This is a genomic window from Streptomyces sp. NPDC047081 (assembly GCF_040643775.1).
GTDB lineage: Bacteria > Actinomycetota > Actinomycetes > Streptomycetales > Streptomycetaceae > Streptomyces.
In genome coordinates this window covers 175471-197924 of the sequence record NZ_JBEYUY010000009.1, presented here as the reverse complement: position 1 = coordinate 197924, position 22454 = coordinate 175471, and the positions used below count along the sequence as shown (strand labels likewise).

Sequence of the window (22454 nt, the reverse complement as noted above, 5' to 3'; positions counted from 1 at the left end):
CCCGTCACACGGACTTCACACAGCCACGGCCGTCACGCGAGCTCGACGCCCGGACGGCCGTTCTCCACCCGCAGCCGGGCGTAGGTGCTCGGCGTGGCCTGCGGCTCGACCACCGTGTCCACCACCCGCACCTGCGCGTCGATGCCGTCGCGGCGGATGTCGAACAGGTGGTAGCCGCGGTGGGCGTCGATCAGCTTCCAGTGCGGGTTGTCCGCCTTCAGCGGGTCCCACTGGGCGTGGAACGCGGCCTGGTCCTGGTCGCCGTTGCTGGAGATGGACGTGCCGACGAACTCGGCGCCGACGACCTCGGAGTCCGCGTCGGCGTAGTCCGTCCTCAGGTCGCTGATCATCGTCAGGTGCCGGTCGCCGCTGAGCACGACCGGGTTGCGGACGTCCGCGAACTCCCCGAGCAGGGCGTTGCGTTCGACCTGGTAGCCGTCCCAGGCGTCGTAGTACCAGAGCTTGCCCTCGCCGATCTGCAGATCGGTCTCGGCCATCATGATCTGCGAGGCGACGAGGTTCCAGCGGGCCGGCGAGTCCCGCATGCCGTCCAGCAGCCATTCCTTCTGCTCGGCTCCGAGCATGGTCAGCGCCGGGTCCTGGGCGCCGGCCTGGCCGGTGGCCTGGTCGCTGCGGAACTGGCGGGTGTCGAGGACGTTGAGCCGGGCCAGCCGGCCGAACTCCAGGCGGCGGTACATCTGGATGTGCGGGCCGCTCGGGACGGCGCTCGCGCGCACCGGCATGTGCTCGTAGTACGCCTGGTAGGCCGCGGTCAGCCGGGCCACGAACGCGTCGTGCGACTGCTTGGCGGGGTCCTGCGGGACCTCGCCGGCGAAGTCGTTGTCCACCTCGTGGTCGTCGAAGGTGACCACCCAGGGGGCGTTCGCGTGCATCGCGGCGAGGTCGGGGTCGGTGCGGTACTGGGCGTACCGGTTGCGGTACTGCACCAGGGTGTACGGCTCCCCCGTCCCCTCGTGCCGGCGCGGGCCCGTCGAGGCCGGCGTCGACTCGTAGATGTAGTCGCCGACGAAGAGGACGAAGTCGGGGTCCTGGTCGAGCATGTCGGCATACGGGGTGAAGTAGCCGTGCTGCCAGTTCTGGCAGGAGGCGAGGGCGACGCGCAGGGTGCCGCCCTTGCTGTGCGGGTGGGGGGCGGTGCGGGTGCGGCCGGCCGGCGAGATCTGGCCGCCGGTGCGGAAGCGGTACCAGTACGAGCGGTCGGGGTGCAGGCCCCGTACATCGACGTGAACGCTGTGCCCGTACTCGGGCCGGGCCTGGGCGACGCCCCGGCGCACCGGCTTTCTGAACCGCGCGTCCTGCGCGATCTCCCACTCCACCTGGACCACCCTGTCGGGCATGCCGCCGCCGTTGAGCGGGTCGGGGGCGAGCCGGGTCCACAGGACGATGCCGTCGGGGAGGGGGTCGCCGGAGGCGATACCGAGGCTGAACACCCCGTCCGGCAGGGTGTTTTCAGCCGCTCGGGCGGTTCCGGGAAGCCACAGCTGGGCTGAGGCGGCGGCGCCGAGGACGGCGGCGCCCGCGGTAAGAAATCGGCGACGGTCGGGCTGAATGGCACCGGTCATGCGCGAACTCCCTTGCCTCGCTGGCCTCTTGGACACGTGCAAGGCTCACGCAGTCGGGCGGTCCACCCGCTGAACCCAGGCCTGCGCGTGCATGACAAATAGGTAGACAACAGAAAACCCGTTGCGACACGGGAACAACAGGGTGAACGTGATCTTGTCGCAACGGGTCTCACGGCACGTCAATCGACACGCGCCGCACGGTGTTCGGGGGCTGGTCAGTAGCCGAAGCCAGAGCCCAGCCTCGCGCCCGCGGCCACCGTGCCGAGCGTGCCCGCGCCGAAGGTGAAGGAGCCGGTCGCGGTGATGGCGTGCTCGGTGGCCCGGAACACCCACACCCCGCCCTGGCCGCCGTTCTCCCCGGGCGCGCCGACGGCGAGTTCGGCCCGGCCGTCGTGGTCGACGTCCACCAGCCGGGTGGCCGACCCGAACGCGTCGCCCTTCTCGCCGGTGCCGGGCACGCCCGCGGTGTTCTGGCTGAACACCATGGAGCCGCTGCTCGTCGGGCCGGTGTTGGTACCCCGCAGCACGACGACGCTGCCCGCGTCGGGGACCGAGCCGAGGTCCTCGCCGGGGATGCCGGCCGCGATGTCGGCGTACCCGTCCCCGTCGACGTCGGCGACCTGGACGTCGGTCCCGAAGCGGTCGCCCTTCTCTGCGGTACCCGGCACCAGCGGGGTGTCCTGGTAGACGAACTTCGCCTTCACCCCGTCGGGCCCGTCGGCGGTGCCGGGGATCCAGGTGATCCGGCCGCCCTTGACGTACGGGTTGTCGAGGTCGCTGTCGTAGCCGTCGACGGCCCGGCCCACCACGATGTCGTCGTAGCCGTCCTTGTTGACGTCCCCGAGGTCGAGGTTCTCGCCGCCCTGCAGTCCGGCGCCGTCGATGTCGTACACCAGCGTGAACGGGTTGATCCCCGTCGTGCTGCCCAGCCAGTAGACGACCCGGCGGGCGTCGTACTCGTCGCCGTCGTTCTCGACCGCGGCGATGTCGGTGATGCCGTCGCCGTTGACGTCCCCGGTGGCGAGGTCGAGCACCCGGCTGTCGTACCGGTCGACGACGACCTGTCCGCCGTGCGCGGTGGAGCCGTCCCGGGCGAAGGTGCCGCTGAGGATCCGCAGGTCATGGGCGTTCTGCACGGTGATCACGTCCGGCGCCCCGTCGCCGTCGACATCACCCGCCGCGAGGTGCCCCTTGTCGCCGAGTCTGTCGTACGACGATGTCCCGCCCGCAAGAGTGGCGCCACCGGACAGCCCCCTCGCGCCGCCCCAGATCACCTCGACGAGCCCGGCGTCGGCACCGACAGTGGTGTCCTCCCCGCCCGCCCCGACGATCAGGTCGGCGTACCCGTCGTCGTCCAGGTCGGCGCTGGTCACCGCGGAGCCGAAGCGGTCGCCGGTCTCGGCGGTCCCCGGCACCCCGGCGCTGTTCTGGCTGAACACCTGCCTGGTCGAGGTCTTCAGGCCGCTCGACGACCCGTACACCACGGCGACGTACCCGGCGGTCTTCCGGCCGCCGACGGTCGCCGAGGGGGCGGCGACGGCGAGGTCGGAGTAGCCGTCGCCGTTGAAGTCGTCCTGCAGCCGGGTGGCGGCCTGCTGGGTGCCGGCGGCGTGCGCGGCGGTGGGGAGCACACCGGCCCCGGTGACCGCCAGGACGACGGCGAGTCCGGTACGCCAGGCCATGCGGGGTCTGCGTCTGTCCATGGGGCAACTCCGGGAGTCCGTAGGGCGATTGCCCAGTACGACTCACCTCGGGATGAAGGAGTTGCCCTGGGGTGCGCCGGGAATTCGCCCGGAGTTAACCCGGCCCGGTGTCGAGCCGGGCCGCCCTGCGCCTACTCGGCGAACGGATCGAAGTCGCCGTACTCCCGCGTCGCCTCGTCCCGCTCGGCGTCGCGGTCCCGGCGGCGCTGGGCCGCGGGCCGCGGTGCCTCGAAGCGGTGGTCCTCGCCGCGGCGGCCCAGCATCTCCGCACCGGCCGTCATCGACGGCTCCCAGTCGAAGACGACCGCGTTCTCCTCGGGGCCGATGGCGACGCCGTCACCGGAGCGGGCGCCGGCCTTCATCAACTCCTCTTCCACACCGAGGCGGTTGAGCCGGTCCGCGAGGTAGCCCACCGCCTCGTCGTTGTTGAAGTCGGTCTGCCGCACCCAGCGTTCGGGCTTCTCGCCACGCACCCGGAACAGCAGCTCGCCGTCGAACTCCTCGCGGCTGACGGTGAATCCGGCGTCGTCGACGGCCTTCGGCCGGATCACGATCCGTGTGGCCTCTTCCTTCGGCTTCGCGGCCCGCGCCTTCGCGACCATCTCGGCCAGCGCGAACGACAGCTCCTTCAGCCCGAGATGGGCGACCGCCGAGATCTCGAAGACGCGGTAACCGCGAGCCTCCAGATCCGGCCGCACCATCTCCGCGAGGTCCTTGCCGTCCGGTACGTCGATCTTGTTCAGGACGACGATCCGCGGCCGCCGGTCCAGGCCGCCGCCGTACTGCTTCAGCTCCTCCTCGATGACGTCGAGGTCGGAGACGGGGTCGCGCTCGGACTCCAGGGTGGCCGTGTCCAGCACGTGCACGAGCACACTGCACCGCTCCACGTGCCGCAGGAACTCGAGCCCAAGTCCCTTGCCCTGGCTGGCGCCCGGGATCAGCCCCGGCACGTCGGCGATGGTGTAGACGGTCGAACCGGCCGTCACCACACCGAGGTTGGGCACGAGCGTCGTGAACGGATAGTCGGCGATCTTCGGCTTGGCGGCGCTCAGCACCGAGATCAGCGAGGACTTGCCCGCGCTCGGGTAGCCCACCAGCGCCACGTCGGCGACGGTCTTGAGCTCCAGTACGACGTCCTGCAGATCCCCGGGCTCACCGAGCAGCGCGAAGCCGGGCGCCTTGCGACGGGCGCTGGCGAGGGCCGCGTTGCCGAGGCCGCCGCGGCCGCCCTGGGCGGCGACGTACGAGGTGCCGTGCCCGACCAGGTCGGCGAGGACATTGCCGGCCTTGTCCAGCACCACGGTCCCGTCCGGCACCGGGAGGACCAGGTCCTGCCCGTCCTTGCCCGAGCGGTTGCCGCCCTCGCCGGGCTTGCCGTTGGTGGCCTTGCGGTGCGGGGAGTGGTGGTAGTCGAGGAGCGTGGTGATCGACTGGTCGACGGTGAGGATCACATCGCCACCGCGCCCGCCGTTGCCGCCGTCCGGCCCGCCGAGCGGCTTGAACTTCTCCCGGTGTACGGAGGCACAGCCGTGGCCTCCGTTACCCGCGGCGACGTGCAACTCGACGCGGTCCACGAAGGTGGTCATGGTTCTGTGCCTCCAGAAAAGTACGGGTGTTACCTATGTCAACACGCGAAAGGCGGACCCGCCTTCCCACCAGGGAAGTGAGGTCCGCCTCGCGCGAAGCTTCCGGTCAGGGCCTGATTCAGGCGACCGGAACGATGTTCACGACCTTGCGGCCACGGTGGGTGCCGAACTCCACCGCACCGGCCTGCAGCGCGAACAGCGTGTCGTCGCCGCCACGGCCGACGCCCGCGCCGGGGTGGAAGTGGGTGCCGCGCTGGCGGACGATGATCTCACCCGCGTTGACGACCTGACCGCCGAAGCGCTTCACGCCGAGCCGCTGGGCATTGGAGTCGCGACCGTTCCGGGTGGACGATGCGCCCTTCTTGTGTGCCATCTCTCCTCAGTCCCTTACTTCGCAGCCGTGGGGATCTCAGTGACCTTGATCGCCGTGTACTGCTGGCGGTGGCCCTGACGACGGCGGTAGCCGGTCTTGTTCTTGTAGCGCAGAATGTCGATCTTCTGGCCCTTGTGGTGGTCCACGACCTCGGCCTGGACCTTGATGCCGGCCAGCACCCACGGGTCGCTGGTCACAGCGTCGCCGTCGACAACGAGCAGGGTCGAGAGCTCGACCGTGTCGCCAACCTTGGCGGTGGAAATCTTGTCAACCTCAACGATGTCGCCGACAGCAACCTTGTGCTGGCGACCACCGCTGCGCACGATGGCGTACACGCGGATCTCACTCTCTCGCTCGGGAACGGCACCCCCGCAGTCCAGCCACCCGACACGGGCAGCCTCTCCGGAGCACCCAGTGCCCTGGAGGAATGAGGTTTACGGGGATGTGGCGCGCCCATATCCAAGGACACGCCGACGGTCAAGGTTACGGGGCCGCCCTTCGGGGGTCAAACCGAGCCCTACAGGTACTCCTGCCGGAACAACCGCCGCTCGAGCACGGCGGGCACCGCCGCGGCGACCAGGCCGACCAGATCACCGCCGCTCCACCGGAACCCACGCCCGACCAGGAACTGCCCGACCCTGAACCGGACGGCCGGATTGGAGTGCCCGAGGACTTCCTCGAACCATCCGGCCGCCTTCGCGTCCTCCGCCGTTCCGTCCGCCGCCCAGGCGCACGCTGTCGCCGCCAGGGCGAGATCGGCCTGGATCACCGGATCCGATTCCCGCTCAAAGGCACTCCTGAATCGCTGGAAATCCGCGGCGGGTGTCTCGGACGCACTGCCCAGGAAAACAATGGCAGCGCCTCTGACATCCCGGGAAGAACTGTTCTGCTCCTGCTCGGCGAGCGGCACCGAACGCAGTACTTCCGCACGCACCCGGGCTTTGAGAGGACTGGCGGAATCGAGGACGCCCGCGACCGAAATGATCGTGTCGAGGAGCTGGAGCGCGAACTGCTTCCATCGGAAATCCGGCAGCCCGAGCATTCCGCGCAGCGCCCGCGCGGCCGGCACCGTCTCCTCCTCAACCGTCACCGCCGCGTAGCAGACGAGCTCGTGCAGAGCGGCGGCGGCGTCGATCGCCGCTTCCTCGCCGTCCGCACCGGCCAGCTTGTCCAACTCGGCCCGAACTCGCCGAGCCACCTCCGGATCCACGTCGAAGGATCCCCACTCCACACCGAACGCGTCCACGAATCTCCCACCTGATACCGGAGCCATCAGAAGTCTATGCCCAGCCCCTTCAGCATCGCGTCGCACTTGCTCCAGCAAGGTTCCGCCGGAGTGCCGTGTTTCGCCGCGTCTTTCGCGAACGAATTGAACACGAACACGGTTCTGATGGATCCGCCCCGGACAGCGGTCGCCGCCTGTTCCAGACTGGCGCCCGCATCACGAGCACTGCTGTAGGCGCTCAGCAGGCATCCCACTTCGGCGCAGCCATAGTGAGAACGCTCACCGACCGCTTCCACAAATCCCTCGGGAAGGTCTTCCGCTTCCCGGTGGACATTGTGCCCGTAGAACTTCTTTCCGGTGGAGTCGGTGTATTCAGACGCATACTGTACGGACTTCTTGCCTGCCTTCGGCTGTAGGGAATCCGCGTACTGGGACAGCGGGTCGCAGTTGTGCACCAGGAGCGGTGTGCGTCCCGCGAAGACGTAGTACGCGTGGATCCCCGTGACCGTCAGATCGTGGGTGCGCTGGCGCTTGTCGAAGTGGCGGTTGACCGTGACCTCGACCGTGTTACCGGACGGGGTGCGGAGCTTCATGCCGGGTGTGAGGGCGCCGGCCTTGATCCAGCGGTGTTCGGACTCGACCCAGAACGGGTGCGTGACCGTGGCGACCAGCATTTCCTCCGTGCCGGCGTCCGTCCTCACCGTGAGGTCCGAGAACTCCTTGTCGTCCTCGGTGACGATCGTGCCCGCGACCTCGCGGACGACCGTCTTCCCCGTCTTCGGGTCGGTCACCGTCACCTTGTCGCCGAGGTCGACCTCCTCGATCGGTTTGGTGGAGCCGTCGGCCAGCAGGACCTTCGTGCCGGGCAGGAAGCTGTGGCACTCGGTCTTCCTCAGCTTCTTCAGCGCCTCCGCGGCCTTCGAGCGCGCCGCGGCGAGCCCGTCCTTGGCCTTGGAGAGCGCCTTGTTCGCCTTGAGCAGGTCCTTCACTCCGCCGATGAGGTCACCGACGAGGCCCACGACCCGCTTGGCGAGCTTGACGCCCTTGGCCCACTTCCACGGCACGCCGTACTTGGCCATGATCTTGCCGGCCAGCCCGCCGGCGAAGCTGCCCGCGATGTTCAGCAGCGTCTCGCCGCAGGATCCGACGTCACCCGTGGATATGCAGTCGAGAGCCGCGTCGACCCCGAGGATGTCCCGGACGATCTTGACCAGTTCCTTGCCGGCCGAGCTGATCCGCTTCTTGGCCGAGGACTGCTGGTTCTGGGCCTGGTTGACCTGCTTCGTCGCCTCGTGGACCTCCGCCCCCGCGGAGCCCGGCTTGCACAGGCTCCCGCAGCCCGGATCGCCGCAGCCCAGCGCGCTCGGGAAGAGGGCGCACGTCGTCGACGACGCCAGTCCGCTCGGGTCGGACAGCGTGACCGGGCTGTTGTTGGCGTAGGTGTAGCCGTTGATCTGCTGCGGCTGGGTGTAGTCGATGACCGGGTCGACCGAGACGAACTTGCCGATCACCGCGTCGTATTCACGCGCGCCGAGATGGGTCAGCCCGGTCGACGTGTCGATCGTGCCGCCGACGTAACCCTTCTCCCCGGGCCAGGCACCCGTGGCCTTGCCGCGCTCGACGCCGTACGGGTCGAAGCGGCGCTGCGAGACCGCGCCCGTCGCCGCCTCCACGGCGATCTCGCCGGTGTTGTGGTGGTCGGCGGCGAGGAACGACAGCTTGCCGTCATCGGTACGGACCGCGACGGTCTCACCGGCGTACGAGTAGTACCGGGTAGCGGACTTCTTGGTGCCGTCGACGGAGAGCTTCAGCTCCATGCCGGGCAGGTAGACCGTGGTCCCCGAGGTGTCCTTGCGCTGGATCCGGTTGCCCGTGGCGTCGTACAGGTACGTCGTCTCGGAACCGCTCGCCTCCTTGACCTTGGTGAGCCGGCCGGCGTCGTCCCACTCCAGCGTCTGGGCGTCGCCGCCGATCGTCCGCTTGGTGGTCGAGCCCGCGTCGTCGTACTCGTACGCGTACTGCTTGTCGCCGGTCGGGGTCTTCTCCACGACCTTGGTGAGCTGGTGCGGCCCGTCGCCGAGGGCGCCCGCGCCGCCGTACTCGTAGTCGCGCGTGACGTCCTTGGCCGCGTTGAGGCCGATGTCGTGGTTGGTCTCCGACTTCCGGTTGCCGATGGCGTCGGTGACGTACGACTTCCAGTAGGGGGCCGGGCCGCCGAGCGTGCTCGTGCCCGGGGCCGCCTTGCAGGCGGCGGGTCCTGAGCCGTCGACGGGCGCGGTGGAGCCGACCGTTCCGGAACCGGCCGCGTTCGCCGCCGTGGACGCCGGCGTCCACGCCTCGGACAGCCGCTGCCGGCTGTCGTAGGCGAAGCACTGCACGTCCGGGGAGGCGCTGTTCGCCGAGTCCGCGATGGACAGGACGTTGCCGGCCTGGTCGTAGGAGTACGTCGACTGCTTCGCCGGAGCCGTCGCGCCGTAGACGTCCACGGTGGAACGGGTCAGGCGGTCGGTGCCGGTCTCGTAGTCGAAGGTCTGCCAGACCTTCTTGCCGGAGCCGGTGTACAGCTCCAGCTGCTGGAGCCTGCTGGTCTTCGAGTAGACGGTGCCGGTGACGTAGGAGGTCGTGCCCGTCAGGGTGGTCGGACGCTGGAGCTCGTCGTACCCGTAGGTCAGCGCCTCGGCGGGCAGGCCGCCGGCGGCGGGCAGGCCCGTCGACTGGACGGTGCCGTCCCGGTTGTACGTCGAGGTGAAGGTGTACGTGCCGGCCAGCGAACCCTGTGACGCGGGCACGGAGTAGGCCGTCTTCAGCGGCTGGTAGAACTCGTCCACCGACTGGACGACCGACGCGAAGTACTCGGTCGGCGAGACATAGCTGAGCTGGGCGTACGCCTGCCCGAGCCAGCCGGCCTTGTCGTACCGGGTCTCGGTCAGCCTGGTCCCGGTGCCGACGTCGCCGGTCCAGGTGCCGGTGACCCGGCCGAGGGCGTCGTAGGACGTGGACGTCTTCTTGTTGCGGCCGTCGTACTGCGCGACCGGCTGGTCCAGCTCGTCGTACTCGGTGCGGGAGGTGCCCGCGTCCGGGTCGACGGACTTCTTCTTGCGGCCGAGCTGGTCGTACTCGTTGCGCCACACGTTGCCCGCGGCGTCGGTGACCGTCTCCAGCTTGCCGGCCGGGGTGTAGGTGTACTTCGTCGAGTCGTACGGGGTCGGCGAGGCCGGGGAGGCTCCGCGGTAGTGGCGGACCTCGGTGATGTTGCCCTCGGCGTCCGAGATCGTCGTCGCGGGCACCCCGCCGACGGGCGGGTCGACGTGGGTGAGCTCGCCGTCGTACGTGGTCGTGGTACGCCACTGCTCGGCGCCGGAGACCGCGAAGATCTCGGCGGTGGTGCGGCCGAGGGCGTCGTACTCGGTCCTCGTCTGTGCGCCGACCTCGCCGTTGTGCACGAGCAGCAGCTCGTCCGAGGCGGCGCCGGCCGCGTTGTACGTGGCGTTGGTCTGCCTGACCTTGCCCGCGCCGTCGTAGAACGAGTCCGCGACCATACGGCTGCCGTTCGGGCCCTCGGTCTGGATCTGGCGGGGCCGCAGCAGGCTGTCGTAGAGCTGGTACTCGGCGCCGTAGGAGCCGTCGTTCTCGATCTTCTCGGTCTTGATCGAGGTGACCTTGTCCTTGCGGACGTTGTACGAGTACTTGATGCTCGGCGTCTGCGTCCTGGCCCGGTCCGGGAGCCAGACGGAGGTCAGCCGGCCGAGGCTGTCGTAGGCGAGGTCCGTGCGCCGGGAGTTGGGGTCGGACTGGCCGGTGGACAGGCCCCACGCGGGGGCGTAGTCGGTGGTCGTGACGTGGCCGAGGGCGTTGGTCAGCTTGGTCTGGGTGAGCAGGCCGTTCGTCTCGGTGTAGTCGGTCCGCGTCGGGTTCTGCTTGGCGTCCTTCTGCAGCTTGGGACGGCCGAAGTCGTCGTAGGTGGTGGTGCCGGTGACCTGGTACGTGGCGGTGGTGCCGTCGTGCGCGGTCAGGCGCTCGGTCTTGGTCGCGTCGCCCTTGGCGGGTGCCGCGCCGAACACCCCGTCGTCGTAGTAGGTGCGTTCGTCGGCCAGGACCTGGGTCCTGCGGTCCGGGGTGGCGGAGCACTTCACGGACACCTTCTCGCTGCGCGAGGGCAGCGAGAGGATGTTCTTCGCGGTGTTGTCCGCGTACCACAGGCGGGTGCAGGTGTCGTCGCCGGTTCTGGAGACGTCGGCCTGGTCGTCGACCTCGATCGGCCGGCCGGTGCCGAGGTCCGTCTCGAAGGTCGTGGTCGACCTGGTCTGGCGCCAACTGCCGTTCGACAGCAGGGTGTAGCCGCGTTCCGTGTCGGAGTTGACGATGCTGGCGCGCGTGGTGCCCCAGCTCCGGGTCTGCGTCGCGGTGGTGTGCTTCCAGGGCTCGCTGATCGCCTTCGAGATCAGCTTGGTGCCGTCGTAGGTCGCGACCTCCAGCTCGTGGCCGGTGAACTCCTCGGAGTCGGTGTAGGAGACCCCCGTGGAGTCCTTGACCGTCACCGAGCGGGTGCCGCCCGCGGGGTCGGCGTCGCCGTTCATGCCCTGCAGATAGGTGTAGTCGACGCGGGTCTTCTGGTCGTCGGCGGTGCCGGAGGTCACCGTGACCTTGCCGTAGCCCTGCCAGGCGCCCCAGGTGAGGTACTTCTCGTCGGTGATGCCGTCCGGCTTCGCCTTACGCCAGGCCGCGTCGCCCTGGTAGTCGTAGCGGGTGACGAGCTGGTCGCTGCCGCCGGTGCGGTCGGTCTCGACGACCGCCGACACGACGTACTTGTGGAACCAGTCCGTGATCGGGTCGATGTAGCCGGGCGGGGACCACTTCACCGGGTAGCAGCGCTTGGTGGACTCGCCGGGCTTGGGCAGGGCGGCCTTGGTGCACTCGGTGGGCGCGTAGTTGACGTCGAGCTGGGAGCCGGTCTCGCTGAGGACCGCCGAGAGGCGGAAGCGGTAGAAGGGCGCGATGTTGTCGCCGACCGCGTCGACCCGGTTGGCGAGCTGCTCGCCGAAGAGGTCGACGGTCGGCAGCTTGGTGGCCGTGCCGGCCCGGCCCTCGTGCTCGATCTTCGACAGCCACAGCGTCTTGGAGTCGTCGCCGTTGTCGGTGAACAGATGCGTGAGGGTCCAGGCGTCCACGTCCTGGTAGTTCGTGGCGTCCTTGCGCATCTGGGTGACGACCGACGTCAGCCGCTTGGTGGTGAAAAACGTCTGGCCGACCGTGCACTTGGTGCCGGACTTGCACTCCTGGTCGACCGGGACATCCGGCCAGTGGGACGCGTTGGCGGTGGTGCGCTTGCTCTCCGCGCAGTCGAAGTCCGCGGTGGGCAGGCAGCGTTCGGCCACGTTGAAGACGATCCGGGCCGGGGCCTTCGCCGCATAGACCTGACCGTCGCGCTGACCGTAGTCGATGCGCTTGAGGTAGCCGCCGCGGTGGTACGCCGTCCCGTTGACGTCCGTCTTCCCGTTCAGCGCGTAGTAGTTGGTCTCGCGGTCGTAGAAGTAGGACATCACGTTGCCGTGGGTGTCCTTGACGTAGTCCAGGCTCCAGCGCCACGCCTGCTGGCAGTGCGCCGAGGTGAAGGTGGCGTTGTAGCAGGGCTCACCGGAGTCGTCGCCGAAGACCGGCGCGGTCCAGACCGAGTTGGTCTCCTCGTTGCCCGCCGCCCAGCCCGGCAGCCGGTTCTGGCCGAAGTAGTACTCCGTGCCGTCGGTGGTGGTGACCCGCCAGTACTCGCCGTCGTTGTCGCCGTTCGTGGCGCCGGTCAGCTTCTCGACCTTGGAGCCCTCGTCGCCGGACAGCCGCCACTTGCCGGTGGTGTCGTCCTTGACGAGCTCCGAGGCGGAGCCGCCCAGCATCACCGTGGCGTTCTCGAACGCCCAGCACTGCTCCCCGGAGCCGTCGTGGCCGTCGTCGGAGCACGGCTTGTAGCGGCGCTCGACGTAGCCCGGGTCGTAGGAGAAGCCCTCACCGATCCAGGAGCCCTGGTTGTTGGTCGCCGCGGTGCGCCCGTCCGCCGACTGGGAGGAGTAGCCGAGACCGGCGGTCGGGGTCAGGCCGCCCGGGGTCGGGACCGTGCGCAGCGGATAGTTCCAGGAGAAGCCGCCGGAGGAGTTCGCGACCGTCCAACTCGCCGACGGGGCAAGGGCGGTGGCCTTGTAGGTGCCCTGCGCGCCGGAGGGGCCGGCCGCGACGGCGACGAGGGAGGTCGCGTCGGTGGCCATGGCCGAGACGCCCTCGGCCGCGGCCGGCGCCGCGGTCACGTCGGCCGACACGGTGCCGGCCTTGACGTCGTTGACCGTCTTCAGTGCCCTGGGCTGCTGCGGGCACTTCTCGCTGCCGGGCGTGGCGAACTCGGCGCAGGCCGGGAGCTGCACCAGCCGCAGTCGGGAGGCGTAGGAGCCGCCGAAGCCCTCCGCGAACTCGGAGTAGTCCACCGTCAGCCGGACCTTGCCGGCCTTGTCCGTCTCGCCGTCGGCGCGCTCCACGCCGAGCAGGACGCCGGCGCCGAGCTTCGTGGCCCGCTTCGGGTCGAGGACGTCGACCCGGACCTTGCCGGCCGCCTGTGCCGCCTTGGCCCTGGCCTTCGCCCTGGTGACCGTGACGGGCAGACCGCCCGCCTCCTCGGTGGCTCCGAGCTCGACCTCGGCGCCGCCCTGCTTCGGCCACACCGCCTTGTCGAGGCCCTTGACCGCGGCCTTGTGCGCCGGGTCGGAGGGGCGGGACTTCTTCTTCGCGTCGGACCCCTGGGCGGGATCCCCGTCGTCCTGGACGCCGGGGCGGCTGGTGCGGCCCCGGTCGCCGTCGTCGAGCGCCAGTGCCTGGACCGACGAGGCCGACAGCGCGAGCGTGAGCCCGAGCACTGTCGCGGCCAACGCCGGCCTGGGCATACGGCGGCTCAGAGAGCGGCCACGGAAGAACATTCGGCGACTTCCTGATCGTAGAAGAGCTGCATGAGGAGCAGGGAGGGGGGAGGGAGCAGGCCGATGTCCGCCGGGCCCTCAACAGGCCCGGCAGACACCAGAGGTGACGGTTCGTCACATGTCGGGCAGTGCCGTCAGCGCGGCCATCTGCTGCACCGCGATCTGGTCGGCGGCGCCGCTGTAGACGCGGACCTCGTCGATCGCGCCGGCGAAGTACTCGCTCGCCCCGCGCAGTGAACGGCCCACCTGGAGACCGCCGGTGGCGGACCACAGGGTGTCGTCCGTGCCGTAGGCGCCGGCCACGAGCTGGCCCTCCACGTAGAGGCGGACCGAGTTGGCGAAGGCGTCGTAGACGACCGCCAGGTGCTGGCCGGAGCCGCCGGTGTCGGGCAGTTCCTGGTCGTCGGTGAAGGTGACGACCTCGGGGGCGGCCGCGTCGGACTTGGCCACGACCAGCTCCCACTGCTGGGTGGCCGCCTGGTAGCGGACCTGGAGGCGGTTGGCGCTCGCGCCGGGCAGGGACAGCACGGTCTGCGACTTCTCCGGGTCCAGCGAGGTGAGCTGGGCGCGGGCGGTCACCGTGAAGCTGCTGTTGCCGGTGACCGGGGCGGTGGCGGTGGACGCGTAGTCCCCGTCGCCGTCCAGGACCAGGTTGCCGTCGCCGACCAGGGCGGCGGTGTCGAACAGCGGGTCGGCCGGCCGGTAGATCGAGGCGTTGCCCGCGAGGGTCAGCGCCTGGCCGCCGCCGGTCTCGGCGGAGGCGCCGCCGGTGGCGTCGTCGAGCTGCCAGTAGGCCCTGCGCTGCGGCCGGACGGTCATCAGCTCGGCGACCTGGGCGGACGGCAGCACCCGGTCGAAGACCCGCACCTCGGCGAGGTCGCCCGTGAAGTGGTCGCGGTAGCCGCTCTTGGCCGTGGCCCGGCCGATCTGCAGCGGCCCGTACGACTTCCAGGTCGAGCGGCGGGCGGCGGAACCCTTCAGGTCCTTGTTGACGTAGAGCTGGAGCTCGGGGCCGGTGCTCTTCTGCGCGTCGTACACGCCGGTCAGCAGGACCCACTGGTCCTTGACCGGGGTCACACCGGTGGAGACGGCCTTCCACTCGCCGAGCGAGTCCACGTCCTCGACCGGCGCGGAGAACTTCCAGGTCTGCGCCGAGGCGTCGTAGCCGAGGGTGAAGCCGGGCTCGCCGGTGCCGTCCTGGCTGACGACCACCATGTCCCGGTCCAGTGCGGTGGGCCGCACCCAGGCGCTGACGCTGAAGCCCCTGGCCGTGTCGAGGACGGTCTCGCTGGTGTCGAGGTACGCCCCGGAACTGCCGTCGAAGCGGGCGGCCTGGTCGACCTTGCCGCCGGGTCCCTCCACGCCGAACGTGACGGCGGAGCCCGCGGTGGCGGAGAACTCGTCGCCCTCGTCGTGCGCCTCGGTGTCACCGGCCTGGTCGGCGAGGTTCCACTGGGCGACAACCGGGGTGCCCTCGCTCACCAGGAACTCGTAGTGCGCCTTGGAGCCCGGGTTCTCCGCCTTGTCCACGGCGATCACGTCGACCCAGTGCCGCCCGGCCCGGGTCGGCATCCACTGCACGGAGGCGGCGCCGCCGGGCGTGGGCGCGGGGACGGTGGTCGCCGGGCTTGCGGTGCCGTCGAAGGCGTAACGGTACTTGACGACGTCGTTGTCCGGGATCTTGTCGTTCGGGTTCGGGGCGAAGGTGAAGGTGCCGTAGGTGCCCACGCCGTCGTGGTAGACGGTGTCGGACGGGTACTGCTTGGACAGCACGTTCGGCTTGCCCGGGAAGTCCGGGTCGTAGATGAACTCGCAGCGCTGCGCGGGGTCGCCCTCGGAACTCCACGGGCCGTAGCCGTCACCGTCGTAGGCCCGCGCGCTCCAGTAGACGACCGTGTTCTTCGGGATCGTGGACCGCACGGTGTGGGTGAACCTGGTGCCGGCCGTGGGAGACAGCCAGTCCGGGGTGGTGTAGGTGTACGAGCCGCCCGACCACTCCACCTTGAACTCGACCTTGACCTTGTCCGTCTGGCCGTTGCCGTGGTCGGGGTCGCTCGCGATGGCGTAGAGCTTCGGCGGGACCTCCGCGTACTCGCGGCTCGCGCCCCACTTGCACACACCGCCGGGGTCGGTGGCCATGTCGGACGTCTTGATCTGCCGCGGCAGGTTGTTGTACTTGACCGACAGGTAGGCGTTGCCGCAGATCCGCTTCCACTCGGCGAAGCGGGACTCGTCGGCGGCCCTGAGGCCCAGCGTCATCGAGTTCCAGCCGCCCGCGGCGGCCGTCTTGATCTCGCTGGTCAGCTCGCCGGACTCGCCGCTCTCGAAGTGCAGGTTGGCCTGGCTGGAGCAGGAGGTCGGGGAGATCGCCTTGTCGACGGTCTGCAGGTGGTCGTCCCAGTCGTCCGAGGTGTTGGACCAGTTGCTGGACGAGTTGAGCGAGTAGTTCTGGCCGCCGATCCGGTAGAGCTGGATGGGCTCCGCGGTCGGGGAGGCGCTGTAGATGTGCTCGACCCTGGCGGAGAAGGTCGCGCCCAGGATCTGCTTCCCCTTGTAGAAGGAGAGCGGCATCGTGAACATCACGCGGCGCACGCCGACGCCGTTGCAGGAGACCGGGTTGTAGTCGGTGGGGCACTTGCCGACGCCCGCGCTGCCCGAGTACTTCCAGTCCTGCTCGCCCGGCATCCCGGACATGACGCCGGTCCAGGAGGTGCGCGAGGTGGTGCGGGAGATCGGGTCGATGACGACCGGGAAGACGGTGTCCGCGCCCTTGAGGAGCTTCTGGTCGGGGACGAGGCTCAGCCTGCCCTTGCCGACCTCGACGTCCAGCGGGGCGACACGGCCGCCACCGCCCGGGCCCTCGAGAGCGGGCTCGGCGGAGGCCTGCGGGCCCGAGGTGGCCGAGGCTGCCGTGGGGGTGGCCGCGGTGGTCGTCGGGGTAGCCGTGCTGGTCGTGGGAGCGGCCGAAGGGGCCGCAGGGGTCGCGGCCTCGCCCGCCGCCGCGGCCTTCAGCGCCTTCGCGACGGCCTTGGGGCCCTGCTTCCTGGTGGCGGCCTCCTCCACGGCGGCCGAGTCCCACATCGAGGGCTTGCCGGCCTGGAAGACGGTCCCGCCGACCGCGGAGTCCTCCGCGACGATCGCCCCGTCGCTGCCCTCCGCGACCTTCAGACCGTCGGTGGTCATTCCGAGGTCGATCCGGGCCAGCCGCGGGTCGGCCGCCGCCTCGGGCGTCTTGACGACGAGGAGATGGCCGAAGCCGTCGGCCTCGGCGCGCACGGTCAGGTCGACGCCGGGCAGGACCTCGGCGTAGGTGGCGGTGTCGCCCTCCACCCGCGGCGCGGGCAGCTTGCCGTACGGCCAGGTCAGGGCGAACTCGCGGCCCGCCTTCCGCATGGTCACGAACGGTTTGCCCGCCTGGCCGGCGGAGAGGCTGAGGCCGACGGTGGCGGCCTTCGGCCCCCAGGTGCCGTCGGCACGCTTCACCAGCGTCTCGTCGACCGGGACCCACTTGCCGCCCTGGACCGTGCGCACCGGCTCGGTGTACTCGCGGGCCGTGAAGGTGCCGTCGGGCTCGGCGAAGATCTCCCGGCGCTCGGTGCGCGCGCCCACGACCTCGGTCTTCTTGCCGCTGTCCTTGGCCATCGCCATGGCCTGCTGCTCGGTCACCGCCGACCGGTCCGCGGCGACCGGCTTCTGGTCCCGGCCCGGGCCGGCGTCCGGCAGGGCCGCCAGGGTGCCGGCGGTCACCGCGCCTGCCACGGCGGCCGCGACGGCGGCGCGCACCAGCACGCCACGCCGTATCGGTCTGTGTCTGTCTGCGGACACGCGTCCACTCTCCCGTTGGTTCAACTCTGTCTGGGGTCCGGGTGCCGGACGCGCGCGCCGAGCGCGGCGCCCTCCGGTCCGGTTGCGCACAGGGCGAAGTCCCCGGCCGGGGCGGCCGGTTGCTTCTCGTCGGCGGTTGGTCAGCGGACGGCCGCGCCGAAGGCGACGTCCGTCGCGGGGATCCCGTTCTCGCCCGGCTTGATCGTCTGGGTGGGCGCCCCGCCGGAGGTCACGCTCCACGGGAAGCCGTGCACCGCGTGGCCGCCGGCCGGGCCGTAGGGCACGCCCACGTACAGCAGGGAGGGCGAAGCGGCCAGGGAGAGTCCGGCGAGCATGCGGGACGCGGGCGTGCCGGGGATGCCGTTGCCGGGGCCGATCCACTGGTCGGAAGCGCCGGGGGCGCCGACGAGCGGGACGATCTGGACGCCGCCCTCGTCGGTGTACTCCTCGGAGGCCTCCTCGCCCGGCACGCCGACCGCGACCTTGGTGGTGGCGGCGGTGGAGGTGGCGTTCGGGGAGGTGTTGACGGCGGTGAGCCGCTTGCCGAACAGGTCGCCGGCCTCGGCCGCCTCCTCGACGTTGTCGGTGTTCTGGTCGATCCAGGCCAGCTGACTGAAGGTGCCGCTCGCGGTGAGCCGGAACACCTGGACGGCGCCCGCGTCGACGGTGGTCTTCAGGTCCTCGCCGGGGACGCCCACCACGAGCAGCGACTCGGTGGTGGAGGTGGCTCCGGACGCCCGGTACGGGACCATGGCGAGCGCGGCGCCGAACTGGTCGCCGACCTCCTCGGCACCGTTGACGAGGTCGTCGGCCTGGTCCTGGCCGAGACCGCCGAGCGGCTTCGGGGAGCCCGAGGTCAGCGCGTGGCTGAAGTAGCCGACGCCGCCGGCGAAGACGGTGGTGCCGAGGGCCTCGCCCGGGGAACCGACCGCGAAGTGCGTGGGGGTCGCGGCGATCGAGGCGCCGAAGCGGTCGTCCTGCTCGGCCACGCCGGGTACGGCGCCGGCGGTCTCGGTGTCCTGGCTGATGCCCGCCACGGTCTGCGCGGTGCCGCTGACGTAGAAGAAGGCTCCCGCGTCCTCGACGGTGCCGATCGACTCGCCGGGGCTGCCGATCAGCAGGAACGGCGTGCCGGCCGAGGTCTTCCCGGCCTCGACGGCGTAACCGACCCAGTCTCCCGCCTCCGCGGCGCCGGCCAGCGGTTTGTCGGTGCCCTGGAGGAACTCCTTGACGGCCTTGCCCGTACCGAGTCCGGCCGTGGCGCCGTAGACGACCTGCACCAGTCCGGCGTCGGCGGCGGTGCCGAGGTCCTCGTACGGGGTGCCGACCACCAGGTCGCTGCAGCCGTCGAGGTCGGCGTCGTAGACGGCCAGCGAGAAGCCGTACCGGTCGCCCGTCTCGGGGGCGCCCGGGATGTTGTCCGGGGCCTGGGAGACGGTCGTGCTGCCCTTGCCGCCGCCGTAGACGACGTGCACGGCACCGGCCTTGGCCACGCCGTCGACGGTCGCCTCGGGGTCCGCTATCGCCGTGTCCCTGACACCGTCACCGTTGAAGTCGGACTCCACCCCCGAGGGACAGGCGACGGCCGCCGCGGCGGGCGTACCCCCGCTTCCGAGCCCCCAGGTCAGCAGTGCGCTCACGGCCACGACGCCGGCAGCACGCCGCCACACTTTCCCCACCCTTGACACAAGCACCCCGTTGATAAACGAAATCTAAAGAAGGTCAAGGAATCATCTATTGCATGACGTGCACACGCAACAGTCACCCCCATTACCAGTGCATGACATAAATCACAGGAGCCTCACAGAAAACACCAGGTGTCATCCGGGCACACAGGCCGCCCGCAGCGGCCCGTATGCTCGCCGGAACCAAGGCAGACACCGGAAGGCGAGCGAGTGAACTACAGGGTCCAGCCCAGTGCGCAGGTCGACGAGAGCGCCGTGATCGGCGACGGCAGCAGCGTCTGGGACCTCGCGCAGATCCGTGAGGGTGCGCGGCTCGGCGAGGGCTGTGTGATCGGCCGGGGCGCGTACGTCGGCTCGGGCGTGCGGATGGGCGACAACTGCAAGCTGCAGAACTACGCGCTGGTCTACGAACCGGCCGAGCTCGGCAGCGGCGTCTTCATCGGCCCGGCCGTGGTCCTCACCAACGACCACAACCCGCGCTCCGTGGACCCCGACGGCAAGCAGAAGCGCGGCGGCGACTGGGAGGCGGTCGGCGTGAAGATCGCCGACGGGGCGTCGATCGGAGCGCGTTCCGTGTGCGTCGCACCGCTGACCATCGGCCGCTGGGCGATGGTGGCCGCGGGCGCGGTCGTCACGAAGGACGTCCCCGACTTCGCCCTGGTGGTGGGCGTCCCGGCCCGCCAGATCGGCTGGGTCGGCCGCACGGGCGTCCGCCTGACGGAGCACGAGAACGAGCCCGGCGTGTGGGAGTGCCCGAAGACGGGCGAGCTCTACGACGAGAAGGACGGCGTCCTGAGCGAGCGGGCGATCTGAGCAGGAGGCGGGCGGTCCGAGCAGCCGAGCGCGACCTCTGACGAGCGGCCGGGCTCAGCCCTCCGGACTGGGCTCCGGCTCGCCCGCCCCGCGCCAAACCCAATGCCGGTCCACCGCCAGCGGCACCCCCAGCACCACCGGTATCCACATCAGCGCGCCCAGCCGGTCCGCCTCCTGGATCAGGGGGTGGTTGGTCACCACGAACGCCCCGCTGAGTGCCGTCGCCGCGGCGAGGAGGCCCAGGCCTTCGCCGTAACGATTCAGCGCCCAGACCGCGAGTGCGGTCAGTGCCAGGAAGTACGGCAGCCCGGCCTGCTGCGCTGCCCAGTCGCGCCAGAAACGGCCGGCGAGGGCGAGCAGTTCGCGCCACGGGTCGGGCACCTCGCGCAGCCGGAAGTGGTGCGTGAAGGTGTCCTGGAGGGTCACCTGCGCGGACGGCAGCGCCAGCGCCTTCATCGACACGGCGACCGATGCCGCGGCCACCGCCGACACTCCCGCCAGTACCGCCGTCCCCCGGTGCCGCAGCCGGCCAGGCAGGAGCAGGGCACCCGTCGCGGCCGCCGCAATGAACGCGGCCAACACCAGGACCGACGAGTAGCGGGTGAACGCGCCCACCCCGTAGGACACAGCCGTACCCGCCGCCGCCGTCAACACGCGCCGGCCACGCAGCAGCGCCAGCCCGCCCCACAGCGCCCCGAGCGTGCACATCGTGAACAGCCCCTCGCTCAGGGCCTGGTCGCTCCACCAGCCGAGCGGGCTCGCGAGGAACGCCACCTGCCCGGTGAGGGCGGCCGTGCGGCCCACCCCCGCCCCGCGCCGCAGCAGCCCGAAGACCATCAGGGAGCCACCCGCCGCGGTGAGCAGGCCGAGCAGCCACATGCCGTCGAGCACACCGAACGCGGCGACGAAGGGCGCCGCGAGCAGCGGATAGGCGGGACGCGCGGCGAAGATGGCCTGGTAGCGGGGGTCCGCTGTCGTGATGTCCTGGGCGTCCGCCCACCGGTCGAGGCAGCTGCGCTCGGCCGCGGACCGAAGGGCCCGCTCGCTCTGGTGGTTCGTCGGCTGGAGCCGCGCCTCGTGCGCCTCACGGCTCGCCCGGCTCGCGCAGAACGCGGCGAGCGCCGTCCGGTGCGCCTCCTCACGGGAGGCCCCCAGATACTGCTCGGCGGCACGGGCGTAACGGTAGGAGTCGGGGAACAGCGTCCAGCGGGGACCGGCGGCGAGCTGCAGGACGGCGTACACGACACAGACCAGCAGCGGCAGGGCGGCGGCCCGCAGCCGGGGCGGCATCCGGGTGGTGCCCGCCACCGCGGGCTCGCTACGGACGGACAGCTCACCCGGCATGAAAGGGGCACCCCCGAGAGTCACGAAGACGACGGCCCCGGCCGAGTGGCCGGGGCCGCATCCTACGACGAGCCTGGTCAGCCGCCGATGACCACCCTGCGCACGCCCTTCCAGGCCTCCGGGTCGGTCGTACGACGCCCGTCGACGAGGACCGTGACGTCCGGCAGGTCGGCCGGGGTCAGGGTGCGGTACTCGGCGTGGTCGGCCTGGAGGATCGCCGCGGTGACGGTCTCACCGGCGTGCGGGGTCAGGCCGTGCGCGGCGAGTTCCTCGGCCGTGTACATCGGGTCCGAGACGTACGGGACCGCGCCGCGCGCCTTCAGCGCCTCGACCGTCGGGAAGACACCCGAGAAGGCCGTCTCCTTCACGCCGCCGCGGTAGGCGGCGCCGAGGACGAGGACGTTCGCGCCCCTCAGGTCGCCGTAGGCCGCCGCCAGCAGGTCCACCGCATACTCCGGCATCGCGGCGTTCGCCTCCCGGGCGGAGCGCACGACGGTCGCGGACGGGTCGTTCCACAGGTACATCCGCGGGTAGATCGGGATGCAGTGGCCGCCGACCGCGATGCCCGGCTGGTGGATGTGGCTGTACGGCTGCGAGTTGCAGGCCTCGATGACCTTCTTGACGTCGATGCCGTTGCTGTCGGCGAAGCGCGCGAACTGGTTCGCCAGACCGATGTTGACGTCCCGGTAGGTCGTCTCGGCCAGCTTGGCGAGCTCCGAGGCCTCGGCGGTGCCCAGGTCCCACACCCCGTTGGGCTGCGGCAGGTCGGCGCGCTCGTCGAAGTCGAGGACCTGCTCGTAGAACTCCACACCGCGCGCCGTCGACGCCTCGTCGATGCCGCCGACCAGCTTGGGGTAGCGGCGCAGGTCGGCGAAGACCCGGCCGGTGAGGACGCGCTCCGGGGAGAAGACGAGGTGGAAGTCCTCGCCCGCGGTCAGACCCGAGCCCTCGGCGAGCATCGGCGCCCAGCGGGTGCGGGTGGTACCGACCGGGAGCGTCGTCTCGTACGAGACCAGCGTGCCCGGCTTCAGACCCTGGGCGATCGCCTTGGTCGCCGCGTCCATCCAGCCGAAGTCCGGGACACCCTCGGCGTCCACGAACAGCGGGACGACCACGACGACTGCCTCGGACTCGGCGACCGCGGACGCGGTGTCCGTGGTCGCGCTGAGCAGACCGGCGTCGACCGCCTGCTTCAGCTTGACGTCCAGGTCGTGCTCACCGGGGAACGGCTCGACGCCGGCGTTGACCAGCTCGACGACCTTCTCGTTGACGTCCGCGCCGATGACCCGGTGGCCCTTGGCGGCGAACTGCACCGCCAGCGGAAGCCCGATCTTGCCGAGCGCTACTACACAGATGTTCATGGA

12 protein-coding genes are annotated in these 22454 nt (G+C 70.6%); 1 reads left to right on the top strand and 11 read right to left on the bottom strand.

Annotated features, from left to right (window positions below):
• Positions 1-32: 32 nt before the first annotated feature.
• The 9 genes from ABZ848_RS19480 to ABZ848_RS19440 form a co-directional block, all read right to left on the bottom strand.
• Positions 33-1583 (bottom strand): alkaline phosphatase D family protein, encoded by a 1551-nt coding sequence (locus tag ABZ848_RS19480; RefSeq protein WP_360833272.1) that lies wholly within the window; start codon positions 1581-1583, stop codon positions 33-35.
• A gap of 215 nt (positions 1584-1798) precedes the next feature.
• Positions 1799-3286, bottom strand: coding sequence for an FG-GAP-like repeat-containing protein (locus ABZ848_RS19475; protein WP_360833270.1), 1488 nt, complete (start codon positions 3284-3286; stop codon positions 1799-1801).
• A gap of 131 nt (positions 3287-3417) precedes the next feature.
• Positions 3418-4872, bottom strand: coding sequence for a GTPase ObgE (gene obgE, locus ABZ848_RS19470; RefSeq protein ID WP_360833268.1), 1455 nt, complete (start codon positions 4870-4872; stop codon positions 3418-3420).
• 118 nt (positions 4873-4990) lie between these two features.
• On the bottom strand, positions 4991-5245 hold the full coding sequence (gene rpmA / locus ABZ848_RS19465) for a 50S ribosomal protein L27 (protein ID WP_242759227.1): 255 nt from the start codon (positions 5243-5245) through the stop codon (positions 4991-4993).
• Between the two features lie 14 nt (positions 5246-5259).
• Positions 5260-5580 (bottom strand): 50S ribosomal protein L21, encoded by a 321-nt coding sequence (gene rplU, locus ABZ848_RS19460; RefSeq protein ID WP_003990208.1) that lies wholly within the window; start codon positions 5578-5580, stop codon positions 5260-5262.
• Positions 5581-5762: 182 nt separating this feature from the next.
• Positions 5763-6491 (bottom strand): hypothetical protein, encoded by a 729-nt coding sequence (locus ABZ848_RS19455; RefSeq protein WP_360833266.1) that lies wholly within the window; start codon positions 6489-6491, stop codon positions 5763-5765.
• 26 nt (positions 6492-6517) lie between these two features.
• Positions 6518-13375: an RHS repeat-associated core domain-containing protein gene (locus ABZ848_RS19450; protein ID WP_360833264.1), complete on the bottom strand. Its 6858-nt coding sequence runs from the start codon at positions 13373-13375 to the stop codon at positions 6518-6520.
• A 162-nt stretch (positions 13376-13537) separates the two neighbouring features.
• Positions 13538-17248 carry a LamG domain-containing protein gene (locus tag ABZ848_RS19445; RefSeq protein ID WP_360833262.1) on the bottom strand — a complete coding sequence of 1237 codons (3711 nt, stop codon included), beginning with the start codon at positions 17246-17248 and terminating at the stop codon, positions 13538-13540.
• A 140-nt stretch (positions 17249-17388) separates the two neighbouring features.
• The gene (locus ABZ848_RS19440; RefSeq protein WP_360833260.1) at positions 17389-18888 is read right to left on the bottom strand and encodes a VCBS repeat-containing protein; all 1500 of its coding nucleotides are present in this window, start codon (positions 18886-18888) and stop codon (positions 17389-17391) included.
• Between the two features lie 255 nt (positions 18889-19143).
• Here ABZ848_RS19440 and ABZ848_RS19435 point away from each other — a divergent pair, with 255 nt between their 5' ends.
• Positions 19144-19746 (top strand): acyltransferase, encoded by a 603-nt coding sequence (locus ABZ848_RS19435; RefSeq protein ID WP_360833258.1) that lies wholly within the window; start codon positions 19144-19146, stop codon positions 19744-19746.
• Between the two features lie 54 nt (positions 19747-19800).
• On the opposite strand, the gene ABZ848_RS19430 is transcribed toward ABZ848_RS19435, so the two are convergent.
• A complete protein-coding gene (locus tag ABZ848_RS19430) occupies positions 19801-21090 on the bottom strand; it encodes a hypothetical protein (protein ID WP_360833256.1) in 1290 nt (429 codons plus the stop codon).
• A 77-nt stretch (positions 21091-21167) separates the two neighbouring features.
• The gene (locus ABZ848_RS19425) at positions 21168-22451 is read right to left on the bottom strand and encodes a nucleotide sugar dehydrogenase (RefSeq protein WP_360833254.1); all 1284 of its coding nucleotides are present in this window, start codon (positions 22449-22451) and stop codon (positions 21168-21170) included.
• Positions 22452-22454: the final 3 nt, after the last annotated feature.

Coding starts and splice junctions, on each gene's coding strand:
- ABZ848_RS19480 (WP_360833272.1), bottom strand. CDS start 1,583: ATGACCGGTGCCATTCAGCCCGACCGTCGCCGATTTCTTACCGCGGGC.
- ABZ848_RS19475 (WP_360833270.1), bottom strand. CDS start 3,286: ATGGACAGACGCAGACCCCGCATGGCCTGGCGTACCGGACTCGCCGTC.
- obgE (WP_360833268.1), bottom strand. CDS start 4,872: ATGACCACCTTCGTGGACCGCGTCGAGTTGCACGTCGCCGCGGGTAAC.
- rpmA (WP_242759227.1), bottom strand. CDS start 5,245: ATGGCACACAAGAAGGGCGCATCGTCCACCCGGAACGGTCGCGACTCC.
- ABZ848_RS19430 (WP_360833256.1), bottom strand. CDS start 21,090: ATGCCGGGTGAGCTGTCCGTCCGTAGCGAGCCCGCGGTGGCGGGCACC.
- ABZ848_RS19425 (WP_360833254.1), bottom strand. CDS start 22,451: ATGAACATCTGTGTAGTAGCGCTCGGCAAGATCGGGCTTCCGCTGGCG.